Source organism: Mesorhizobium sp. WSM4815, assembly GCF_055811575.1.
In genome coordinates, this window is record NZ_JBVVQS010000099.1 from 347,055 (window position 1) to 368,614 (window position 21,560).

The 21,560-nt window shown below is 64.5% G+C and carries 20 protein-coding genes and 1 tRNA gene; 4 read left to right on the top strand and 17 right to left on the bottom strand.

Features of this window, described 5'->3' with window-relative positions; all coding sequences use genetic code 11:
- Positions 1 to 140: 140 nt before the first annotated feature.
- On the bottom strand, positions 141 to 1,637 hold the full coding sequence (locus tag AC0L2B_RS24975; RefSeq protein ID WP_091600217.1) for a CoA-acylating methylmalonate-semialdehyde dehydrogenase: 1,497 nt from the start codon (positions 1,635 to 1,637) through the stop codon (positions 141 to 143).
- Positions 1,638 to 1,867: 230 nt separating this feature from the next.
- On the opposite strand from AC0L2B_RS24975, the gene AC0L2B_RS24980 reads away from it, so the two are divergent.
- Positions 1,868 to 2,749 carry a LysR family transcriptional regulator gene (locus tag AC0L2B_RS24980; RefSeq protein WP_473747192.1) on the top strand — a complete coding sequence of 294 codons (882 nt, stop codon included), beginning with the start codon at positions 1,868 to 1,870 and terminating at the stop codon, positions 2,747 to 2,749.
- 99 nt (positions 2,750 to 2,848) lie between these two features.
- On the opposite strand, the gene AC0L2B_RS24985 is transcribed toward AC0L2B_RS24980, so the two are convergent.
- The 8 genes from AC0L2B_RS24985 to rsfS form a co-directional block, all read right to left on the bottom strand.
- Positions 2,849 to 4,105, bottom strand: a complete 1,257-nt coding sequence (locus AC0L2B_RS24985) for a D-amino acid dehydrogenase (RefSeq protein WP_473492146.1) — start codon at positions 4,103 to 4,105, stop codon at positions 2,849 to 2,851.
- Positions 4,106 to 4,257: 152 nt separating this feature from the next.
- Complete coding sequence (gene alr, locus AC0L2B_RS24990; RefSeq protein ID WP_473747193.1) at positions 4,258 to 5,409, bottom strand: alanine racemase; 1,152 nt, start codon at positions 5,407 to 5,409, stop codon at positions 4,258 to 4,260.
- 90 nt (positions 5,410 to 5,499) lie between these two features.
- A complete protein-coding gene (locus tag AC0L2B_RS24995) occupies positions 5,500 to 6,021 on the bottom strand; it encodes an RNA pyrophosphohydrolase (protein WP_473747194.1) in 522 nt (173 codons plus the stop codon).
- Positions 6,022 to 6,023: 2 nt separating this feature from the next.
- Positions 6,024 to 7,220, bottom strand: a complete 1,197-nt coding sequence (locus AC0L2B_RS25000) for a divergent polysaccharide deacetylase family protein (protein WP_473747195.1) — start codon at positions 7,218 to 7,220, stop codon at positions 6,024 to 6,026.
- A gap of 132 nt (positions 7,221 to 7,352) precedes the next feature.
- Complete coding sequence (locus AC0L2B_RS25005) at positions 7,353 to 8,678, bottom strand: S41 family peptidase (protein ID WP_473513284.1); 1,326 nt, start codon at positions 8,676 to 8,678, stop codon at positions 7,353 to 7,355.
- Position 8,679: 1 nt separating this feature from the next.
- Positions 8,680 to 10,071 carry a murein hydrolase activator EnvC family protein gene (locus AC0L2B_RS25010; RefSeq protein WP_473747196.1) on the bottom strand — a complete coding sequence of 464 codons (1,392 nt, stop codon included), beginning with the start codon at positions 10,069 to 10,071 and terminating at the stop codon, positions 8,680 to 8,682.
- A 146-nt stretch (positions 10,072 to 10,217) separates the two neighbouring features.
- Entirely contained in the window at positions 10,218 to 10,700 is a 483-nt protein-coding gene (gene rlmH / locus AC0L2B_RS25015) for a 23S rRNA (pseudouridine(1915)-N(3))-methyltransferase RlmH (RefSeq protein WP_473586130.1), read from the bottom strand.
- 82 nt (positions 10,701 to 10,782) lie between these two features.
- Entirely contained in the window at positions 10,783 to 11,160 is a 378-nt protein-coding gene (rsfS, locus tag AC0L2B_RS25020; RefSeq protein ID WP_023800052.1) for a ribosome silencing factor, read from the bottom strand.
- 239 nt (positions 11,161 to 11,399) lie between these two features.
- Between rsfS and AC0L2B_RS25025 the strand changes: the two genes are divergently transcribed.
- The gene (locus AC0L2B_RS25025) at positions 11,400 to 12,254 is read left to right on the top strand and encodes a mechanosensitive ion channel family protein (protein WP_473747197.1); all 855 of its coding nucleotides are present in this window, start codon (positions 11,400 to 11,402) and stop codon (positions 12,252 to 12,254) included.
- A 24-nt stretch (positions 12,255 to 12,278) separates the two neighbouring features.
- On the opposite strand, the gene AC0L2B_RS25030 is transcribed toward AC0L2B_RS25025, so the two are convergent.
- From AC0L2B_RS25030 to obgE, 5 genes are all read right to left on the bottom strand, one after another.
- Positions 12,279 to 13,574, bottom strand: coding sequence for an MFS transporter (locus tag AC0L2B_RS25030; RefSeq protein WP_128246131.1), 1,296 nt, complete (start codon positions 13,572 to 13,574; stop codon positions 12,279 to 12,281).
- Positions 13,575 to 13,799: 225 nt separating this feature from the next.
- Positions 13,800 to 14,387 (bottom strand): nicotinate-nucleotide adenylyltransferase, encoded by a 588-nt coding sequence (locus AC0L2B_RS25035; protein WP_027152843.1) that lies wholly within the window; start codon positions 14,385 to 14,387, stop codon positions 13,800 to 13,802.
- A gap of 115 nt (positions 14,388 to 14,502) precedes the next feature.
- Positions 14,503 to 15,789, bottom strand: coding sequence for a glutamate-5-semialdehyde dehydrogenase (locus tag AC0L2B_RS25040; protein WP_473747198.1), 1,287 nt, complete (start codon positions 15,787 to 15,789; stop codon positions 14,503 to 14,505).
- 3 nt (positions 15,790 to 15,792) lie between these two features.
- Positions 15,793 to 16,989, bottom strand: a complete 1,197-nt coding sequence (gene proB / locus AC0L2B_RS25045) for a glutamate 5-kinase (RefSeq protein ID WP_128245913.1) — start codon at positions 16,987 to 16,989, stop codon at positions 15,793 to 15,795.
- A 2-nt stretch (positions 16,990 to 16,991) separates the two neighbouring features.
- Positions 16,992 to 18,020, bottom strand: a complete 1,029-nt coding sequence (gene obgE / locus AC0L2B_RS25050; protein WP_128168566.1) for a GTPase ObgE — start codon at positions 18,018 to 18,020, stop codon at positions 16,992 to 16,994.
- A 180-nt stretch (positions 18,021 to 18,200) separates the two neighbouring features.
- On the opposite strand from obgE, the gene AC0L2B_RS25055 reads away from it, so the two are divergent.
- Positions 18,201 to 19,070, top strand: a complete 870-nt coding sequence (locus AC0L2B_RS25055) for an endonuclease/exonuclease/phosphatase family protein (protein WP_473747199.1) — start codon at positions 18,201 to 18,203, stop codon at positions 19,068 to 19,070.
- A gap of 170 nt (positions 19,071 to 19,240) precedes the next feature.
- Here the strand turns inward: AC0L2B_RS25055 and AC0L2B_RS25060 are convergent, their stop codons facing one another.
- From AC0L2B_RS25060 to AC0L2B_RS25070, 3 genes are all read right to left on the bottom strand, one after another.
- Entirely contained in the window at positions 19,241 to 19,828 is a 588-nt protein-coding gene (locus AC0L2B_RS25060) for a GNAT family N-acetyltransferase (RefSeq protein WP_128173597.1), read from the bottom strand.
- A gap of 116 nt (positions 19,829 to 19,944) precedes the next feature.
- Positions 19,945 to 20,214: a 50S ribosomal protein L27 gene (gene rpmA / locus AC0L2B_RS25065; RefSeq protein WP_023678077.1), complete on the bottom strand. Its 270-nt coding sequence runs from the start codon at positions 20,212 to 20,214 to the stop codon at positions 19,945 to 19,947.
- A gap of 99 nt (positions 20,215 to 20,313) precedes the next feature.
- Positions 20,314 to 20,973, bottom strand: a complete 660-nt coding sequence (locus AC0L2B_RS25070) for a 50S ribosomal protein L21 (RefSeq protein ID WP_473586124.1) — start codon at positions 20,971 to 20,973, stop codon at positions 20,314 to 20,316.
- A gap of 320 nt (positions 20,974 to 21,293) precedes the next feature.
- On the opposite strand from AC0L2B_RS25070, the gene AC0L2B_RS25075 reads away from it, so the two are divergent.
- Positions 21,294 to 21,383: transfer RNA gene (locus AC0L2B_RS25075), tRNA-Ser, on the top strand.
- Positions 21,384 to 21,560 lie beyond the last annotated feature (177 nt).

The following is a 21,560-nucleotide window of genomic DNA, read 5'->3' on the forward strand; positions in this document are numbered from 1 at the left end:
GCAGCCGAAGGCGAGGACGCGCAGGACAAGCAACCGTCCGGCTAATTCATCGTCGGGATGACGAATTCGGCGCCGTCTTTCACGCCTGCCCGCGCGCCCGCAGCCGAAGGCGAGGACGCGCAGGACAAGCAACCGTCCGGCTAATTCATCGTCGGGATGACGAATTCGGCGCCGTCCTTCACGCCGGACGGCCAGCGCGAGGTCACCGTCTTGGTCTTGGTGTAGAACCGGAATGCGTCCGGTCCGTGCTGGTTGAGGTCGCCGAAGGAAGACGCTTTCCAGCCGCCGAACGTATAGTAGGCGATCGGCACCGGGATCGGCACGTTGATACCGACCATGCCGACCTGGACCCTCGAGGCGAAATCGCGGGCGGCATCGCCGTCGCGGGTGAAGATGGCGACGCCGTTGCCCATTTCGTGATCGTTGGCGAGCTTGATCGCGTTCTCGTAGGTCGGCGCACGCACTACCGAGAGCACCGGCCCAAAAATCTCTTCCTTGTAGATGCGCATATCGGCGGTCACGTTGTCGAACAGGCAGCCGCCCATATAGTAGCCGTTCTCATAGCCCTGCATGGAAAAGCCGCGCCCGTCGACGACCAGCTTGGCGCCTTCCCTGACGCCGATGTCGACATATCCCTTGACCCGTTCCAGCGCCTGCGCCGTCACCAGCGGGCCGAAATCGGCAGACGAATCCGTCGACGGGCCGACCTTCAGGCTTTCGACGCGCGGCACCAGCTTTTCCATCAGCCGATTGGCGGTATCGTTGCCGACCGGGACAGCCACCGAGATCGCCATGCAGCGCTCGCCGGCAGAGCCGTAGCCGGCGCCGATCAGCGCGTCGACGGTCTGGTCCATGTCGGCGTCGGGCATGATGATCATGTGGTTCTTGGCGCCGCCGAAGCACTGCACGCGCTTGCCGGCCGCGCAGCCGCGCGAATAGATGTACTGGGCGATCGGCGTCGAGCCGACGAAGCCGATGGCCTTGATATCGGGATCATCGAGGATGGCGTCGACCGCCTCCTTGTCGCCGTTGACGACGTTGAGAATGCCCGCTGGCAGGCCGGCCTCGATGAACAGCTCGGCGATGCGCATCGGCACGCCCGGGTCGCGCTCCGAAGGCTTCAGGATGAAGGCGTTGCCGCAAGCGATAGCCGGCGCGATCTTCCACAACGGGATCATCGCCGGAAAATTGAACGGCGTGATGCCGGCAACGACGCCGAGCGGCTGGCGCATCGAATAGACGTCGATGCCGGGGCCGGCGCCGTCGGTGAACTCGCCCTTCATCATGTGCGGCGCGCCGATGCAGACCTCGACCACTTCCAGGCCGCGCTGGATGTCGCCCTTGGCGTCAGCGATGGTCTTGCCGTGCTCGCGCGCCAGAATGTCGGCCAGCGCATCGTATTCCCGGGCGACCAATTCGAGGAATTTCATCAGGACGCGCACGCGCCGCTGCGGATTGGTCGCCGCCCAGCCGGGCTGCGCCGCCTTGGCGTTCTCCACGGCTGCGCGCAGCTCCGCCTGCGAAGCCAGCGCCACGGTGCCGCGCACCGTGCCGTCCATCGGCTGCATGACGTCCTGCTTGCGGCCGCTGGTCCCGGCGACACGCTTGCCGCCGATGAAATGACCGTAGTCGATCATGGTTTTCTCTCCCTGTATTTGTGATGCGGCATTGTCCGCCTTTGCGCCGCCGATGGCAACGCGAGCGAACACGCAACCGTTGTGCGGTAAATAGAGTGCGAGCGACGCCTGTGCATCAATTGCCGCAAATGATAGGGTGCAGGTCCTAGCGGCAAGGATTGAGAAATTGAGTTCCTTCGCGCCCCGTGCCACGGAACGCAACGTCGACGATTGTCATCCGGACCCTCCTCATGAACTGGGATGACGTCCGCATCTTTCTGGCGGTGGCGCGTGCCGGCCAGATCCTCGGCGCGGCCAAGCGGCTGGAGCTGAACCACGCCACTGTCTCGCGCCGCGTCGCCGCGCTCGAGGATGCGCTGCGCACAAAACTCTTTCGCCGGCTGACCACCGGCAGCGAGCTGACGCCGGCGGGCGAGCGTTTCCTCGACATCGCCGAGCGCATGGAAGGCGACATGATTGCCGCCCGCGCGACCGTGGCGGGCGAAGGTGACGACGTCTCCGGCACCGTGCGCATCGGCGCGCCTGATGGTTTCGGCGTCGCCTTCCTGGCCAAACGCCTCGGCGCGCTGACGACGCTTCACCGTGAACTCACCATCCAGCTGGTGCCGGTGCCGCGTTCCTTCTCGTTGTCCAGGCGCGAAGCCGACATCGCCATCACCGTGGAGCGACCGACGGAAGGCAGGCTGGTGGCGGGAAAGCTGGTCGATTACACGCTCGGCCTGTTCGCGTCCCGCGCCTATGCCGACGCGCATGGCCTGCCGCAGACGCCGGCCGAGCTCGGCCGGCACACGCTGATCGGCTATGTGCCGGACCTCATCGTCAGCCCCTCGCTCGACTATGCGGCCGAGTTCAGCGCCGACTGGCGCACGAGCTTCGCCATCTCCTCGGCGCTCGGCCAGGCCGAAGCGGTGCGCTCCGGCGCCGGCATCGGCATCCTGCACACCTTCGTCGCCCACTCGATGCCGGAACTGGTGGCCGTCGACATCGTCGCGCCCATCCGCCGCGCCTACTGGCTGGTCTATCACGAATCGGTCAGGCCGCTGCGCCGCGTCCAGATCGTCGCGAGCTTCATCACCAAGGCGGTGGAACGGGAGCGAAGCCTGTTCGTCTGACGATATTTTCTCTGACGCGGCGAGGTGTGTTGGAGCCTGATCCCGAGTCACGCGGCAAGTTTCTCACCCCGCTTAAATGCGTGAAGGACCCTTCCGATCCTACCGGTGGTATCGCTCCGGTCCGAGATCGCGGACATCGATGTCCGGCACCCGGCTGGAAATGATGTCGGCCAGGACCTTGGCCGAGCCGCAGGCCATGGTCCAGCCGAGCGTACCGTGGCCGGTGTTGAGATAGAGGTTGGAAAACTCGGTGCGGCCGATCAGCGGCGGCCCGTCCGGCGTCATCGGCCGCAACCCGCACCAGAAGGTCGCCGACCGCATGTCGCCGCTGCCTGGAAAAAGGTCGCCGAGCGAATGTTCGAGCGTGCGCCGCCGCGATTCATGCAGCGTCAGGTCGAAGCCGGAAATCTCCGCGGTGCCACCGACCCGGATGCGATCGCCGAGCCTGGTGATCGCCACCTTGTAGGTCTCGTCCATCACCGTCGACACCGGTGCTGCGGCAGCATCCTTGATCGGCACGGTGATAGAATAACCTTTGACCGGATAGACCGGGATAGGTCGTTTCAGATAGCGCATGAATTTGGCCGAATAGCTGCCCATCGCCATCACATAGGCGTCGGCGGCCTTCCATCCCTTGCTCGTATTGATGTTGGCGATCTGGTTGCGCTTGCGCACGATGCGCCTGATCGACGTGTCGTATTCGAAGGTGACGCCGCGCGCTGCGCAGAGCTCGGCCAGACGGTCAGTGAACATCTTGCAGTCACCGGTCTCGTCGCCCGGCAGCCGCAGGCCGCCGACGAACTTTTCACGGATCCCTGCCAAGCCCGGCTCGGCCGCGATGCAGCCGTCGGGATCAAGGATCTCGTAGGGAACGCCATATGTCTTCAGCACCTCGACATCGCCGGCTGTGCCATCGAGCTGCTGTTGCGTGCGAAAAAGCTGCAGCGTTCCCTTGCTGCGCTCGTCATAGGCGATGCCGGTCGCCTCGCGCAGCACTTTCAGCGTGTCGCGGCTGTATTCGGCCAAAGGCACCATGCGCGCCTTGTTGACTGCATAGCGCTCGGCCGTGCAGTTGCGCAGCATCCTGACCAGCCATACCCACATACGTGGATCGAGAGTCGGCCGCACCACCAGAGGCCCATGTTTCATCAGCAGCCATTTGATCGCCTTCAGCGGGACGCCGGGACCGGCCCAGGGCGAGGCGTAGCCTGGCGAGATCTCGCCGGCATTGGCAAAGCTGGTTTCCAGCGCCGGGCCCTTCTGGCGGTCGATCACCGTCACTTCATGGCCGGCCTCGGCCAGGTAATAAGCAGTGGTGACCCCGATGACGCCGCCGCCCAGCACGAAGATCTTCATCGCATAGCTCTCCAGAACGATGTCTTGTCAGCGGGCGCATCGTGGCTTTCTGTCTGCCGGATTTTACCGCGTCCGCCAAGTGCCCAAGCATGTCGCCCAAAAGTAGGCAGGAGGTTTTGGGACGACGACACATGCCTAAAAAAGCCCGCGCGCTATCCATTCACATAGCGCCGGTGAAAGCGGTGTCCGAGGCTGGTCAGGATTTCATAGCCGATGGTGCCGGCATGGCTGGCCGCCTGGTCGACCGTCTGCGACGGGCCGATCAGTTCGACGAGGTCGCCCGCCTTCAGCCTGCCGGGCGGCAGGGCCGAAATGTCGAGGACGATCGAATCCATCGACACACGGCCCAGGAACGGCAAGCGCACATTTTCGAACCAGGCGGCCGAGGCCGCACGTCGATGCCAGCCGTCGGCATAGCCAAGCGAGATCGTTGCGGCGATCAGCGAATCGGTGACGTGAAAAATATGGCCATAGCCGACGCCGGCTCCCCTCTCGAGGCTGCGCGTCTGGATGATTTTTGCTTGAAGCCGCACCACTGGCAGCATCGGATTTTCCACCGCTGGCGTCGGATTGATGCCGTAGAGCGCCGCACCGGGCCGGGCGAGGTCGTAGTGAAAGGACTGCCCAAGAAAGATGCCGGAGGAATTGGCGAGCGAGGCCGGCGCCTTTGGCAGCACCTTGCGCAACCGCTCGAATTCCAGCCGCTGCTGCTCGTTGGCCGGATGTTCGGGCTCGTCGGCGCGAGCGAGATGGCTCATTACCAAGGTGACGTCGATACCGTCGAAAGCCTGCGGGTCGGCAGCGACGGCCTCCACCTCGGCTGCCGCCATGCCGAGCCGCGACATGCCGCTGTCGACCTGGATTGCAGCCTTGAGCTTGTGGCCGGCCCGCTGCGCCGCCGCGCGCCAGGCGGCGAGCTGGCCGGCGCTGTTGATGACCACGCCCAGTCCCGCTGCGACGGCTTCGCTTTCGGCGCCCGGCTGAATGCCGTTCAGCACATGGATCGCCGCCCGTGCGCCGAGCGCCTGGCGCAGCAAGGCACCCTCGGCCAGATGCGCGACGAAAAAAACAGCGCAGCCTTCGGCCGCCAGCGCCGCGGCCACCTGCGGCCCGCCGAGCCCGTAGCCGTCGGCCTTGACGACACCGGCGCAGCCGACACCGCCCAACCGCGCCTTGAGCCGCCGGTAATTTTCGCGGATGGCGCTGAGATCGACGGTCAATATGGCGCCGGCCGCCGCTTCGCTGATCGGCGCGGCTTTGACGGCGACCCTTTCAGAAAGAGATTTTTTGGAAATGCCGTTCATGCCAATCCCGTCTGCAGCGGATTGGCCATCAATAAGGCCACCGCGCCGACGCGGCAACCGTGGTCGGCGCGAGCGCGGCTTGCGCCAGGCCTACGCAACCAGATGTCGGAATGCCGCAACCACGTCCTCATAGACCTGACGCTTGAACGGAACGATCAGGTCGGGCAATTCCTCCATTGGCCGCCAGGCCCATCTGTCGAACTCGGCGGTGTGGCCGCCCGGCGGCGGATTGATCTCAATCTCGCTCAAATCGCCGTGAAAGCGGAAGGCGAACCATTTTTGCGTCTGGCCACGATACTTTCCCTTGAAGGCGACGCCGACCAGATGGGCCGGCAGGTCGTAAAATATCCAGTTCGGCGCCTCATCCAGCAACGAGACGCTGCGCATGCCGGTTTCTTCGTAGAGTTCCCGCTGTGCCGCCTGCAGCGGCTCTTCGCCCTTGTCGATGCCGCCCTGCGGCATCTGCCAGAGCTGCGTCGTGCCGGCGAATTCGCTGTCCGGCTCGGCAATGCGATGCCCGACCCAGACCAGCCCGTCTCGGTTGAGGACCATCGCTCCGACGCAGCGACGATAGGGCAGCGTCTCGGGGTCGACCGGTTTTTTCTTCGCCATGCTCAACCTTTTTCCGGATCCACCGCCACTGCCGAAATCGGCACGATCTCGATGCCGCGCTTCTTGGCCTCGATCACCCAGGACGACACGGTGTCGACCGTCAGGTCGAAGGCCGAGCCGATGCCGACAGCAAAGCCTTTCGCCCGCGCGGTTGCTTCCAGTTCGTCCAGCTTCTTCAATATGGCGCCGCGGTCACGCACGGCGTCGATCGACGTGTCGCCGGCGGCGAACGGCACACCGTTCTTCAACGCCAGTTCGGGCGCCAGGCTGCGTGCCGACGAACCGTCGTCGACATAGGCCAGGCCGCGCCTGCCAAGCTCGGCCATCAGTGGCCCCATCGCCGCCGCATCGGCCGAAAAACGCGCGCCCATATAGTTCATGACGCCGGTGTAATTGGTCGTCCGCGACAGCGCCCAGCGCAAATTCTCCAAATTCTCGTCGGGTGTCGCCACGACCGTCAGCGTGTTGCGGCCGGGATTGACATTCGGATAATCGAACGGTTCGAGCGGCACCTGCATGACGATCTCATGGCCGCTCTGCCGCGCCGCCTGCATCCAGCGGCCGATGCTGTTGCCCTGCGGCGCGAAGCCCAGCGTCACTTCGGCCGGCAGCTTGGCGATGGCAGCCTGCGTGCCGGTCTGTGACACGGCAAGCCCGCCGATGACGATCGCCACGCGCGCACCGCGCGCGCCGGACCATGGTCGCGCATAGACATCGAACGGCCGCCTGCCGTCGGCAGCACGAACCGGCAATGGACCGGTTTCGCCAGACTCGACCAGCGCCCTGTCGGGAATATGCGCGATCCTCAGGTTCTGGCCGGTCGTCGAAGGGTCGTGGATGACGATGGCCCCGGGCGGACCGTCGCCCGCTTCGGTCTGCATGTGGATGATCTGCGGCCCGCCCGTCTTCGATCCGCCTGTCTTGGATGTGCTCGCCTTGGACGCTGCTTCGGCCTTCGGCGCCGGCTCAGTGACCGGCGCTGCGGGTTCGACCACGGCTGTCGCCTTCGGCGTCGAAACGGCGACTTCTTCCGGCTTTCGAAACGGCCTTTCACGCAGCGCAATCGCCCCGGAGACGCCGATCACGGCCAGCACCACGACAGTGGCCGCGACCACGCCAGCGCTGATCCTGCGGGCCGCGCGCGGCGGCCGGACGGCCTGCCCGAGTGGGCGTTCGATGTCACTACCGATGTCAGCCAAGCCGCATCCCCAGCCGCGGTTCCCCCGAATCAAACTGCCGAGGCCTTGCGGCCCCGGCAGCATTACATCGCTTCGATCAGGCAGCCAGACCTGTTGTCCGGCTGATCGACTTTTACTGGTTCAGCACGGCCCCTACTGGTTCAGCACAGCCTTGTCCGGATTCGGCGGGAACGCCGGATCGGTCTTCTCGCCGCGCAGCAACTGCTGGGCGAAGATGAGCTGCAGATCGTCCTTCGGCTCCGGCGGCACGTAGGCTGCCGAGCCTGAACCGGCATCGCCCTCCTCGCTGCCCTTGATGTGGCCCTTGAGGTCCGACTCGCCGCGCGTCAGATCCCTGCCTTGCAGGTCCGGCGGCAACGGCTGGTCGACCTTGATGTCGGGCGTGATGCCCTTGCCCTGGATCGACTTGCCGGACGGCGTGTAATAGAGCGCCGTCGTCAGGCGCAGCGCGCCGTTCTCGCCGAGCGGAACGATGGTCTGCACCGAACCCTTGCCGAACGACTGCGTGCCGACGACCGTGGCACGGCGCAAATCCTGCAGCGCGCCGGCGACGATTTCGGACGCACTGGCCGAGCCGCCATTGACGAGCACGACCAGCGGCTTGCCGTCGATATCGTCGCCCGGCCGCGCATCGAAGCGGGTGACGTCCTTCGGATCGCGGCCGCGCGTCGAGACGATCTCGCCACGGTTGAGGAAGGCGTCGGACACGCTCACCGCCTGATCGAGCAGCCCGCCCGGATTGAGGCGCAGATCGAGCACGTAGCCCTTGAGCTTTTCCTTCGGCACCTGCTTCTCGATGGTATCGATGGCGCTCTCGAGATCATCATGGGTCTTTTCGGTGAAGGAGGTGATCTTGATGTAGCCGATGTCGTTCTCGACCCGGAACTTGACCGCCTTGACCTTGATGATATCGCGCACCACCGTCAGTTCGATCGGCTTGTCGGCGCCCTGGCGCAGGATGGTGAGCTTGATCGGCGTGTTGACCAGCCCGCGCATCTTCTCGACCGCATCGTTGAGGCTCAGGCCGCGAACCTCCTCGCCGTCGATCTTGGCAATATAGTCGCCGGCAAGCACGCCCGCCTTGGCAGCCGGCGTATCGTCGATCGGCGTGATCACCTTGACCAGGTCGTTCTCCATGGTGACCTCGATGCCGAGACCGCCGAACTCGCCCTTGGTCTGCACGCGCATGTCCTGCGCCTCTTCGGCGTTCATATAGGAGGAGTGCGGGTCGAGCGAGGTAAGCATGCCGTTGATGGCGTTTTCGACCAGCGACTTGTCGTCGGGCGGCGTCACATATTGCGCCCGCACCCGCTCGAAAATATCACCGAAGATCGCCAGTTGCTTATAGGTCTCGGAGCCCGCAGCGTTCGCCGTCGAGCCGGGCGCGCCATAGACCAGGCTCATCGCTGATGCGCCCATCAGCGCACCGGCAAACAGAAGCGACAGTTTCCGCATCATCTCACGTCCTTCCAGACAAACGGTCCGCCCACCATGGGGTCGGATCGACGGGTTTTCCATCCTTGCGGAACTCAACATAGAGTTCCGGCGTGGCATTTCCATTCTTCGATGCCGAGGTGCTCGCCACCCGGGCCTCTCCCATCGCACCGACCGGCTCTCCTGCGAGCACCGACTGGCCAGACGCGACGCTGATTCTACTCATCCCCGCGAGAACGACATGATAGCCGTCTCCTGCGTTCAGGATCAAGAGTTGACCATAAGAGCGAAAAGGTCCCGCATAAAGCACATTTCCGTCCGCCGGCGCGGTGACGATGGCTCCCGATTGTGTCGCAACCATGTCACCGAGCATCACTGCGCCGTTACCGTCGCTGGCCCCGAACCGCCGTTTGATCTTGCCGGTGACCGGCAACGCGATCTGCCCCTGAAGCGCCGAAAACGGCGCCGCGGCGGTGAGCCGGTTGGCTTCCGGCACAGGCAGGGCCGCCAGTTCCGTCTGTTCCGGGGCCTTCTGTGCCGGAGCCGTCTGCGCCGGTGCCTTGTCGGCGCCCGCTGCCTTCTGCTCCGCGGCTTTCTGTTCGGCGGCCTTCTGCTCGGCTGCCTTCGCCGCGTCCGCAGCCTTGCGGGCCTTGTCGGCCTCGAGCGAGGCGATCAGTTCCTTCAGGCTGCCGGCCTTGGCCGCCAGTGCTGCGGATCGCTGCTTTTCCGCCGCCAGGGCCGTTTGCGTCTCGGCCTCGAGCTTCTGCTTGGCTTCGAGCAGCATGCCGAGCCGCTTCTTTTCCGCCGTCTGCTCGGCGACTGCCGCCGTCAGCCGCGCCCGCTCCGCCTCGATCGAGGCCGTCACCCGTGACTGCTCCTTGAGTTCCGCCAGCAATATCTCGGTCTGCTGGCGCAGTTCCGGCACTACGGCGCCGAGCAGGATGGCGCTGCGCACCGACGACAGCGCGTCCTCCGGCTTGACCAGGATGGCCGGCGGCGGATTGAGCCCCATGCGCTGCAGCGCGGCCAGCACCTCGGCCAGAACGTCGCGTCTGGCAGCCAGTGAGGCACGGATTTTCTGCTCGTCGCCCTTCAGCCCTTCCAGCTTGGCACCGATGTCCTCGATGTCCTGGCCGAGCTTCTGCTCGGTCATCGCCGACTGGATCAGCGCCGCGGTGATCGAGGCATGGTCCTTCTTGACCGTCGCCATGTCGGCGGCGAGCTTGGCCAGCCGCTCCGACGACAGTGTGATCTCCTGCGATATCCGTTCGTATTCGGCGCGGCTCTGGTCCGGGTCGGGCGCCATGTCGAGCCTGCTCTGCGCCCGCGCGGCACCGAGCGACAGCATAAGCACCGCCGCTGCCAAGCCGCAGCCTGCGCGCCAAAAGCCCGTTCGCGATTTCCAACCTTCAGCCATTGAAGCCCGACTCTATGCGTGGCTTCGTTAACGAACAATCAACCATGTTCGAGAGCCCGCCGACCGAAAACAGCCTCGTGACGCATTGAGGCGAAAATCCGGGCGGCTCACGCCAATCCACCGGTTTCGGTTGAACCTGCAACGGCTCACGAGCGATGATAGGGATGGCCGGACAGGATTGTGGCCGCCCGGTAAAGCTGCTCGCCCAACATGACACGGACCAGTTGGTGCGGCCATGTCGGCGCGCCGAACGACACCATCAGGTCGGCCTGATCGCGCAGCGACTGGTCGTGACCGTCGGCGCCGCCGATGGCGATGACCAGCGCCTTGCGGCCGCTATCACGCAGCAGCCCGATGCGCCCGGCGAAATCCTCGGAGGAAAAACTCTTGCCGCGCTCGTCGAGCAGCATCAGCGCGGTGCCAGGCTGCAACTGCGCCTGCAGTTTCTGGCCCTCTTCGCGGCGACGCTCGTTGGCGGTCTGGGCGCGGCCCTCCGGGATCTCGACGACCCCTGAGAATTCGAGCCCCACGGTCGGTCCGCTCTTGGCGAAGCGCTCGAAATACCGGTCGGCGAGCAGCTTCTCGGGGCCGGCTTTCATCCGGCCCACGGCATGAACGGTAATTTTCATCCCTGCCTCGAAGAGCCGCTAATGCATGTCACCAAAAGTGGTCACCGGTTTTGGGACACGACATGCGTCAATCAAATGCGGCTCAGTGGAGGGTCTCTTCCTCGAGGTCCGGCGCCTGCCACATCTTTTCAAGATTGTAGAAGTCGCGGACTTCGGGGCGGAAGACATGGACGATGATGTCGCCCGAATCGATCAGGACCCAGTCGGCGCCGGCCAGTCCCTCGACGCGCGCCGTGCCGAGCCCGGCATCCTTGAGCGCCTTGAGGAGATGATCGGCGACAGCCGAGACATGACGGTGCGATCGGCCGGACGCGATGACCATATAGTCACCGAGGCTCGATTTTCCCTGAATGTCGATTGAGACGATGTTTTCGGCCTTGGAGTCTTCCAGACTGGCAAGGACTGTCTTGATGGCGCGGGACACGGCGTCGTTTACGCTGATCCCGGCCGGCGAAGGCACGATGTCGGCCTTCTTCCAAAGTGCTGTTCTCAGTGTATTTCCTTTCGCAGCAAGAACAACCAAATCACCCTTCAAAGCAGGTGACACCCTTAGATAGGCAGAGTTGCGTTGCAGTTTCAAGACGGCAACCCTACCGTAGCCAACGAAGAACCGTTCTTCCGGTTCCGCAGTTGAAGAAAAATCGGAACTCTTGCCGCCTGGCGAGGGTTATCGGCGCATTGACCAATCGGATCCCCCTCATGCCTGTCGACCCTCAGAACGCTCTCCTCACCGTGCAGTCCGGCCTTGCGCAGCTCAGCGCTCTGATCGTCTCGTACTCGTTCTCGGCCATCGGCGCCGTCATCCTGCTGGTCCTCGGCTATATCGTCGCCGGCCTTGCCCAGCGCTCGATCTACGCCGGCCTCGGCCATATCCATGGCTTCGACACGACGCTGCGCCACTTCTTCTCGCGGATCGTCCGCTACGCCATACTGATCCTCGTCGTCGTCATGGTGCTCGGCCAGTTCGGCGTCCAGACGACCTCGATCATTGCCGCCATTGGCGCCATCGGCCTGGCCATCGGCCTGGCGCTGCAGGGCACGCTGCAGAACATTGCCGCCGGCATCATGCTGCTGGCGCTGCGGCCATTCCGCATCGGCGAATATGTCGAGGTCGGGGTCATTTCCGGGACCATCGAGGAAATCGGGCTGTTCGCCACCACGCTGAGAACGGTCGAAGGCGTTTACGTGCTCGCTCCCAATTCGACGCTGTGGAACCAGCCCGTCCGCAATTTTACACGCAACGGCGTCCGCCGCGCCGATATCACCCTGACCATCGGCTCGTGGAACGATATCGATCTCGCTCAAAAGACCATGCTGGGCGTCGCCGCCACCGAGCGACGCGTCAGGCGGGAGCCGGCGCCGATTGCCTTTGTGGCGACTGTCGGCGACAGCAACATCGCCATAACCTTGCGCTACTGGACCTCGGCTGCCGATTTCTTCGCGACCCAGATCGATCTCACCAAACGCGCCAAGCAGGCCTTCGACAGCGAAGGCATTTCTATACCCGCGCCACCACCGGAAGCACCGCGGCAGGAAGCCGTCACCAGACAGTGAGACGATCGATTCCCGGCATAGTAGCTATTTATCCGCGCGGCGCTGCTCTTCGGACGGAAAGGCAAGATCGACGGGCAGCGGTGCCTGCGCGCTCATCGGCGCGAAATTGCCGGTCTCGGTGGCGGGAACAGGCGACATCGCCACCACGCGCCACAGCACGAACAGGCAAAAAACGGTGGCAATGACGACGGCCACATGGATGAAGGCCTGGGTTCCGTAGACGGCGGAAAGCCCGGTCACGATGCCGGGCACGATGAAGCCGGACAGCGACCACGCGAACAGCAGTGAACTGGACAGCGCCACCATGTCGTCCTTGCCGGCGCGGTCGGCGGCATGTGCGCTGGCCAGCGAATAGATCGATTCCGACGCGCCGGCCCAGACCACATAGATGACGACCAGCGCCGCCAGCGCACCACCATCGAAGCCCAGCGCGAACAGGCCCGCCACCATGGCAAGCGCCGAAGCAGCGACCAGCACAAAGCGGCGGTCGGTGCGGTCGGAAATCCAGCCGAGCGGGATCTGCAGGATCAATGTGCCGATCGGCATCGCCGACAGCAGCAGTGCCACATCGGCCTGGCTGTAGCCCTTGGCCGTGGCATGGATCGGCGCAAAGCCTGAAATCGTCATCGACAGGCCGCCGACGGCAAGCATGCCGGCGACGCCGACCGGCGAAATCCTCCAGGCCCGGCCAAGCGCCACCGACGCCGCCTGCGGCGGCGGCGGCTGTGCGAGCCGCGTCAACCCGACGGGGAGGATCGACAGCGCGGTGAAGGCGATGCCGACCAGCGGCGCGTCCGCTGCCCTTATGTCGATCAGCGCCAGTGTGGAGTAGCCGACACCGAGCCCGGCGACATAGGCGACGTAGAAGAAGGCCATGACCCTGCCGCGTATGGCGTTGGCGATGACGTCGTTCAGCCAGCTTTGCGCAACGATGAACAGGCCGCATATGGCAAAGCCGTAGAGCGCGCGTGCCGCGATCCACGACAGCGGGTGCGGTCCGGCCCCGACGGCGGCGTTCGACAGCACGATCAACGCCGACAGCACCATGAATGCGCGCGCATGGCCGACGCGTCGTACCAGCGGACCGGTCAGGATGCAGCCTGCCAGGCCGCCGGCCGAGAGGCCGGTGACGATCAGCCCGGCCCAGGTCGGATCGAAGCCCTCGGCGCCGAGCCGGACCGGGATATAGGCGAACATCAGTCCGTTGCCGACCGCTACCAGCGCCATAGACAGGACGACGCTGGCGATGGCGATCGCCGGGGCCGGCGGGCTGCCCTGTGCCGGGTCGCGTCTGGTCTGGTTTCGCTCGAGAATCGCCATGCCCGCGCAGGATCGCTCACGGACCGAGGAAAGGCAGCCGCAAATGCGACATCAGCGGTCTTGTGGGAGGGGAGTAGGGGAGTAGGGCAGTATGGGAGTAGGGAAAAGAAAAAATTGGCTGGGTCGGCGAGCAGCGTAACATACTCCCCTACTCCCCTACTCCCCTACTGCCCTACTCCCTTCCCACAGGCCCCACAGGGGGAGAAGGGAAGACCAGCGCTCATCCTATCCCTGCGCCATCTTGCGGATCGCGGTCGACGACAGCGACGAGCGCGGGCCGTGAATGAAGGTCCAGGCCGGCGCCTTCATGCGGGCGAGCCGCGGCGCGTCGCCCTCGTCGACACGCGCGTAGTCGAAGGTCTTGGCGACAACCGACGACAGGAACGACAACGTCGCGCCAGGGCGATCGATCACCGCGATCGGAAACGTCATCACGATCTGGCGCCAGCGCTGCCAGCGATGAAAATCGCGCAGCGAATCGGCGCCCATGATCCAGACGAAGTCGACGCCCGGGTTGCGCGCCTTGACCAGGGCCAGCGTGTCGGCGGTGAAGCGGACATAATGGCTCGCCTCGAAGGCGGTGACCTTGACCTTCGGGTTCCGGGCAATCTGCTCGGACAGGCGTAGCCGCTCGGCCAGCGGCGCCAGTTCCCGCGCGCTCTTGAGCGGATTGCCCGGCGTCACCATCCACCACAACTGATCGAGCGCCAGGCGCCTGAGCGCGATCTCGGCGACCAGCGCATGGCCGGCATGGGCAGGGTTGAACGAGCCGCCGAACAGCCCGACGGCCAGGCCCTTCTCGGCATGCGGCATATGAAGATAGCGAGAGGGGACGGGTTGTTCGGACGGGGATAGCATGTGTCAGGCACCGGGCAGGACAGAGGGGGTGGCTGGGCGCACGCCTGTCAGGCTCTAACCGCGAAAAAGCTCAAGGCCTCACCTGTCCCGTCCCGCGCACGCGGTACTTGAACGAGGTCAGTTGCTCGACGCCGACCGGGCCGCGCGCATGCATCTTGCCGGTGGCGATGCCGATCTCGGCGCCCATGCCGAATTCGCCGCCATCGGCAAATTGCGTCGAGGCATTGTGCAGAAGGATCGCCGAATCGATCTCGTTGAAGAACCGTTCGACGGCGTCCGCATCCTCGGCGACGATCGCCTCGGTGTGGTGCGAGGAGAAAGTCTCGATGTGCTCGATGGCACCGGCAACGCCATCGACCAGTTTTACTGCGATGATGGCATCGAGGTATTCGCTCACCCAGTCGGCGTCGGTTGCAGGCTGGGCGTCGGCAAACACTTTCAGCACCTCGGCGTCGGCGTGGATTTCGCACCCTGCCGCGCGCAACGCCCCGAGGATCGGCACCAGATGAGTGGCGGCAACAGCGCGGTCGACCAGCAGCGTCTCGGCCGCGCCGCAGACGCCGGTTCGCCGCATCTTGGCGTTGACCGCGATCCTGGCCGCCATGTCGAGATCGGCCGAGCGGTCGATGTAGAGATGGCAGATGCCCTCGAGATGAGCGAAGACCGGCACCCGCGCCTCGTTCTGGACGCGTTCGACCAGGTTCTTGCCGCCGCGCGGAATGATGACGTCGATATTGCCGGAAAGTCCTTTCAGCATCTCGCCGACGGCGGCGCGGTCGGCGGTCGGCACCAGCTGGATGGCATCCTGCGGCAGCTTGGCCGCTTTCAGCCCTTCGACCAGGCAGGCATGGATCGCCGCCGAGGAGGTGAGCGAATCCGAGCCGCCGCGCAGGATCACCGGATTGCCGGCCTTGAGGCACAGCGCGCCGGCATCGGCGGTCACGTTCGGCCGGCTTTCGTAGATGACGCCGACAACGCCGAGCGGCGTGCGCACGCGCTCGATATGCAGGCCGTTCGGCCGGTCCCATGCGGCAATGACATCGCCGACCGGATCGCGCAGCCCGGCGATTTCGCTGATGCCGTCGGCCATGGCACGGATGCGGCCGGGATCAAGCTTCAGCCGGTCCATGAAAGAAGGCGAAAGCCGCGATTGCTCGCCATTTTTGATGTCGATGGCGTTGGCGTCGAGAATATCCTGCTCGTGGCGAAGGATCGCCTGCGCCATACCGATCAACGCGGTGTGCTTGCGCTCGGCTGTGGCGACGGCCAGCGGTCGGGCGGCAGCGCGGGCGCGGCGGCCGATATCGGCCATCAGCGCCACCGTATCGTCCCGGGATTTTTCATGCAGCTTCAGCATGGCTCATCCTCCGCTATTCACCTCGTCACCGACCGCTTGGTCAGCGGCCTGTACTTGGTCGCCGGCCTGTACTTGGTCACTAGAATGGCTCACCACAAGGTCGTCGCGGTGGATCATCGCCGATCGCGCTTCATAGCCGAGCACCGTTTCAATCTCGGCTGTTTTCAAGCCAGCGATCCTTACGGCATCGGCGGCATCGTAGGCAACCAGTCCGCGCGCGATCTCGCGGCCTTCGGGCGACAGGATCGCCACCGTGTCGCCGCGCGAGAAATTGCCGCTGACCAGCTTGACGCCGGCCGGCAGCAGCGACTTGCCCGACAGCAGCGCGCCGATGGCGCCGGCATCGACTGTCAGCCGGCCTGCCGGTTCGAGCTGCCCGGCGATCCATGTCTTGTAGCCCTTGACCGGATTGGCGCTCGGCCGGAAGAACGTCGCCCGCTCGCCACGCTCGATCGCCAGCAGCGGCGACAGCCGCGTGCCTGATGTGATGATCATGGCAGTGCCGGCGGCGGTGGCGATCTTGCCGGCGTCGAGCTTAGTGCGCATGCCGCCGCGTGAAAACTCCGAAGCGGCCGCACCCGCCATCGCCTCGATGTCAGGCGTGATGCGGTCGACGACAGCGACGAACCTGGCATGCTGGTCGCGCGCCGGCGGCGCCGTGTAGAGCCCGTCAATGTCGGAGAGCAGCACCAAAAGGTCCGCGCCCATCATCGTCGCCACCCGCGCCGCCAGCCGGTCATTGTCGCCATAGCGGATTTCGGAGGTCGCCACCGTATCGTTCTCGTTGATGACCGGCACCGCCTTCATCTTGAGCAGCGTCGAGATCGTCGCGCGCGCATTGAGATAACGGCGGCGCTCTTCGGTGTCGCCGAGCGTCAGCAGGATCTGGCCCGATTTCAGGCCGCCCTTGCCGAGCGCATCCGACCAGGCGCCGGCCAGCGCAATCTGCCCGACGGCCGCCGCCGCCTGGCTTTCCTCGAGCTTCAGCGCCCGCTTGCCGAGGCCTAAAATGGTGCGGCCAAGCGCGATGGCGCCGGACGACACGACGAGGATCTCGGCGCCATTCTCGGCCAGCACTGAAATGTCGTCGGCAAGCGAGGCCAGCCAGTCGCGCTTCAGCCCCGCCGTGCGGTCGACAAGCAGCGCCGAGCCGATCTTGACGGTGATGCGCCGGTATTTTTTCAGCGACTGCGCGGCCATCGCTATCTCCAGCGCGTCTCGACCGGAGCGGCGACAGCTTCGCGCGCCTCGGCGACGACCGTCATCAGTGCGCGCAGAACGGCTTCGACGCCTTCGCCGGTGACCGCGGACAAAAGCATCGGCGCGCGGCCGGCGGCGCGTTTCAGCGAAGCGACCTTCTTCTTGCGCGCGTCGGCATCGAGCGTGTCGACCTGGGAAAGTGCGACGATCTCGACCTTCTCGACCAGCCCATGGCCATAGGCGTCGAGTTCGGCGCGCACGGTCTTGTAGGCCTTCCCCGGATTTTCTTCCTGCGCCGAGACGAGGTGCAGGAGGACCCGCGTGCGTTCGACATGTCCGAGGAAACGGTCGCCGATGCCGACGCCTTCATGCGCGCCTTCGATCAGGCCGGGAACATCGGCGATGACGAACTCGCGCCCGTCGATGCGGGCCACACCGAGGCCCGGATGCAGCGTGGTGAAGGGATAGTCGGCGATCTTCGGCTTGGCAGCGGTGACAGCGGCGAGGAAAGTCGACTTGCCGGCATTGGGCAGGCCGACCAGGCCGGCATCGGCGATCAGCTTGAGCCGGAGCCAGATGTTGAGCTCTTCGCCTGGCTGACCCGGATTGGCGCGGCGCGGCGCCTGGTTGGTCGAGGTCTTGAAATGCTGGTTGCCGAAGCCGCCATTGCCGCCCTTGGCCAGCAGGAAACGCTGGCCGACGACGGTCAGGTCGCAGATCAGCGTGTCGTTGTCCTCGGCAAAGACCTGCGTTCCCGCCGGCACTTTCAGCGTCACGTCGGCGCCCTTGGCGCCGGTCATGTTGCGGCCCATGCCGTGCGTGCCGGTCTTGGCCTTGAAATGCTGCTGGTAGCGATAATCGATCAGCGTGTTCAGCCCATCGACCGCCTCCACCCAGACGTCGCCGCCGCGGCCGCCGTCGCCGCCGTCGGGACCGCCGAATTCGATGAACTTTTCGCGCCGGAACGACACCGATCCGGCGCCACCATCGCCGGAGCGGACATAGACCTTGGCTTGATCGAGAAATTTCATTGTATTGCTGAGTTTCTGCTATCGGCCTTGCGGCATTGCTCTAACGTTTGGCACTGCTCTAAACCAAGGCGGGGCGAAGGGCGAGGCTGTTTATCAACATGGCCCCAGTCTGAACATGGTCCCAGTCTGAACATGGTCCGAGTCTGAACATCGCCGAGTCTGAACATCGCCGGAGTCGCAATGCAGCTTGTAACCTACAACATCCACTACGGCGTCGGTCTTGACGGACGCTACGATGTCGGCCGCATCGCCGATACCGTGCGCGGCGCCGACGTGATCGCGCTGCAGGAGGTCTCGCGCAACAACCCCAACAATGGTGGCCGCGACATGGTGGCCGAGCTTGGCGAGGCGCTGCCCGAATATTTCGCCGTCTACGGCAGCAATTTCGAGGCCAATGTGGGCTCGCGTCTGGAAAACGGCCGCGCCATCACCACCACCTTCCAACTCGGCAACATGGTGCTGTCGAAAACCCCCGTTCATCTGTCGCGCAATCTCCTCTTGCCGCGCAGCCGCAGTTTCGAAGTGATGAATTTCCAGCGCGGCGCGCTGGAGGCGCTAATCGAGACGCCGCTTGGTTTTATCCGCTTCTATTCCACCCATCTCGACCATCGCAGCCCGGTCGAACGCGCCAGCCAGATCCGGTTTCTGCGCCGGCGCCTGTTGAACTATGCGATCGAGGGCGGCGCGCTGTCGGGTGTCGCCGAGGTCGGCCTGCCCGACCTGCCCTGTCCCGAAGGCTTCGTCGTCATGGGCGACTTCAACATGCTGGCCGGATCGCCGGAACATGTCGAATTCGTCGGCCACCTGGATCACGAATTCGGCATGCCGGTAACCGCGGATCTTGCCGTCGATGCCGCCCTGCGCCTTGCCGCCGCAGGCGCCGATCTCGTCACCTGGGTCGACCCCAAGCGGCCTGGCGACGCCAGCCGCCACAAGCGCATCGACTATGTCTTCACCAGCGCCTCGCTGGCCAAATCGCTGAAGCGCCTGTGGGTCGACCAGCAGGCAGTCGGTTCGGACCACTTGCCTGTCTGGGTCGAGATGGTTTGAACCCAAATTCGGTCCGCAACCTTCGCGCCTAGGCGTGTTGAGATTCAGGTCAGGCCGCGCCGAGAATGATGGCTTCCGAGAACCGGAGCGGAGCGTACTTTTGGTACGTGAGCACCGGAAGCGCAGGAAGCCGCCATTCGCAGGCCGGCCTCACCTGAAGATCGACATGCCTAGAAATGGACCCAGTTCCGCAGGCTGGTCCAGGTCTTGCGATCGAGACGGTAGCGCTCGACCGGCACCTGGCCGGCGACGATCGAGTTCAGCATGCCCTGGCCGGCATATTGGAAGCCGCATTTGTGGATGACCCGGCGCGAGGCCGGATTGATCACCCGCGTCGAGGCATGCAGCACCTGGATCGACGTCCTCTGGAAGGCGAGGTCGACCAGCGCATGCGCGGCCTCCGTCGCATAGCCGCGCTTCCAGTATGGCTCGCCGATCCAATAGCCGAGCTCCAGCCCGCGATCGGTGGTGTTGAGGCCGGCGCATCCGACGAAGGTTTCGGTGCCGGCCAGGGTCAAGGCATAGGCAATGCCGGCCCGGCGCGATGCCGTCATCGCGAGGAAGGCGCGTGCCTCGGCCTCGCCATAGGGGTGCGGCATGCGGGCCAGCATTTCGGCGACATGGCGATTGTCGGCGAGCGCCACCAGTTGCTCGATGTCGCTTTCGCGCGGTGCCCGCAGGACCAGCCGCTCGGTCACCAGGACCGGACAATCTATCGCGTAACTTTCACCGTCTGTGTCATCCGCTTCGGCAACCATGTCAGTCCTCCAGGCAAGAAAAAGGGGAGATGGAAACCCATCTCCCCTGATCCATTTCCTGGCTTGGCCAGACACCGGTTCCCGAGATGGGTGCCGGTGTTCTCGTGCGGAACCGGCTACTCCGCGGCTTTGGTCATCGGGTTCACCGATACGTAGGTTCGGCCATTGGCTTTTTTGTTGAAGGTGACTGCGCCGGCTTCGAGCGCAAACAGCGTGTGATCCGTGCCAATGCCGACATTGGTGCCGGGATGCCACGTCGTGCCACGCTGACGAATAATGATGTTGCCCGGAATCACGGCTTCGCCGCCGAATTTTTTCACGCCGAGCCGCTTGGAATGGGAGTCGCGACCATTGCGCGACGAACCGCCAGCTTTCTTGTGTGCCATCTAACTAACTCCGATGCGCCGCTAGGCGCTTAAAGGGTCTTATGAACGCGTTCGCGTTCCGTTTCAAGTCCGAACCGGCGACGATCGCGCCGGCCCGCTTTACTTCTTCGCCAAATCTTTGGCCTGCTCGCGCCAGTCCGTGATCTGGTCGGCGCTGAACGGCATATGCTCGTCGATCTTGGCGATATCCTTGTCCGACAGCTTGGCGATCTGGGCGAAGGTCGTGATGCCCTGCTCGTTCAACTGGCCGGCCGCAACCGGGCCGATGCCCTTGATCACGGTCAGATCGTCCGGCTCGCCCTTCGGCGCTTTGAACAACGGCGCGGCGGCGGTTTCAGTTGCCTTGGCTTCCTTCTTCGGCGCAGCCTCTGGCTTCGCTTCGGTCTTCGGCGCAGCTTCAGCCTTCGCCTCGGCCTTGGCCGCGGCCTTCTTCGTCGGCTTGGCGCCGCCCAGCAGGATCTCGGCGATCCGCACGGTGGTCAACAACTGGCGATGGCCGATCTTGCGGCGCGAATTCTGCCGGCGGCGCTTCTTGAAAGCGATGACGGTGCGGTTCTTGCCCTGCTCGACGACTTCGGCGGTGACCAAGGCGCCGTCGACGAACGGCGCGCCGAACGTGACATTCTCGCCCTCGCCATGCGCGAGCACGTGGCCGATCTCGACGATGTCGCCGACCTGGCCTTCGACTTTTTCGATCTTCAGGAGATCGTTGGCGGCGACGCGATACTGCTTGCCGCCCGTTTTGATGACTGCGAACATTTTTTGCCTTTCGCTGTTCGGTCGGCCTTGACGAACCGCTTCAGCGGTTCGGCCGTCTTTTTGTCAGTCTGCGGGTTCAAAAAGCAAGCGGCGCGGAAGAGCCCTCCACGCCGATTGCGCGCTGTCCCTAGCCGAAGGTTCTCCGCGAGTCAAGGCAAACGGCCGAAGCAAGACGGTGCCGTTGGCAAAGGCGGCGGAGGTATCGAAGAACGAGCCGTACGGCCCTCAGAGAAGCCTGATATCAGGCAGATTGGCCCTTGTAACCTGTCCGTCCAGCCGTTATCTAGTGCGCCGCGCCGGCAACGGCGGACCATGACCGCGGAGAGGTGGCAGAGTGGTCGAATGCACCGCACTCGAAATGCGGCATGGGTGCAAGCCCATCGGGGGTTCGAATCCCTCCCTCTCCGCCATACGACATTGTTTACATTGATAAAAATCAAAGAATAGGTTGCGCGCCCGCCATAAAGCCCGCCTACCGAAAACGCCGTATTCGCGGCACGTCAGCTTACGACACAAATATGCGGGGTTCATGCTTCGAACTGGTAGATGGCACAGATCAACTTCGGCCTCGCTAAGCGAAGTCGTGG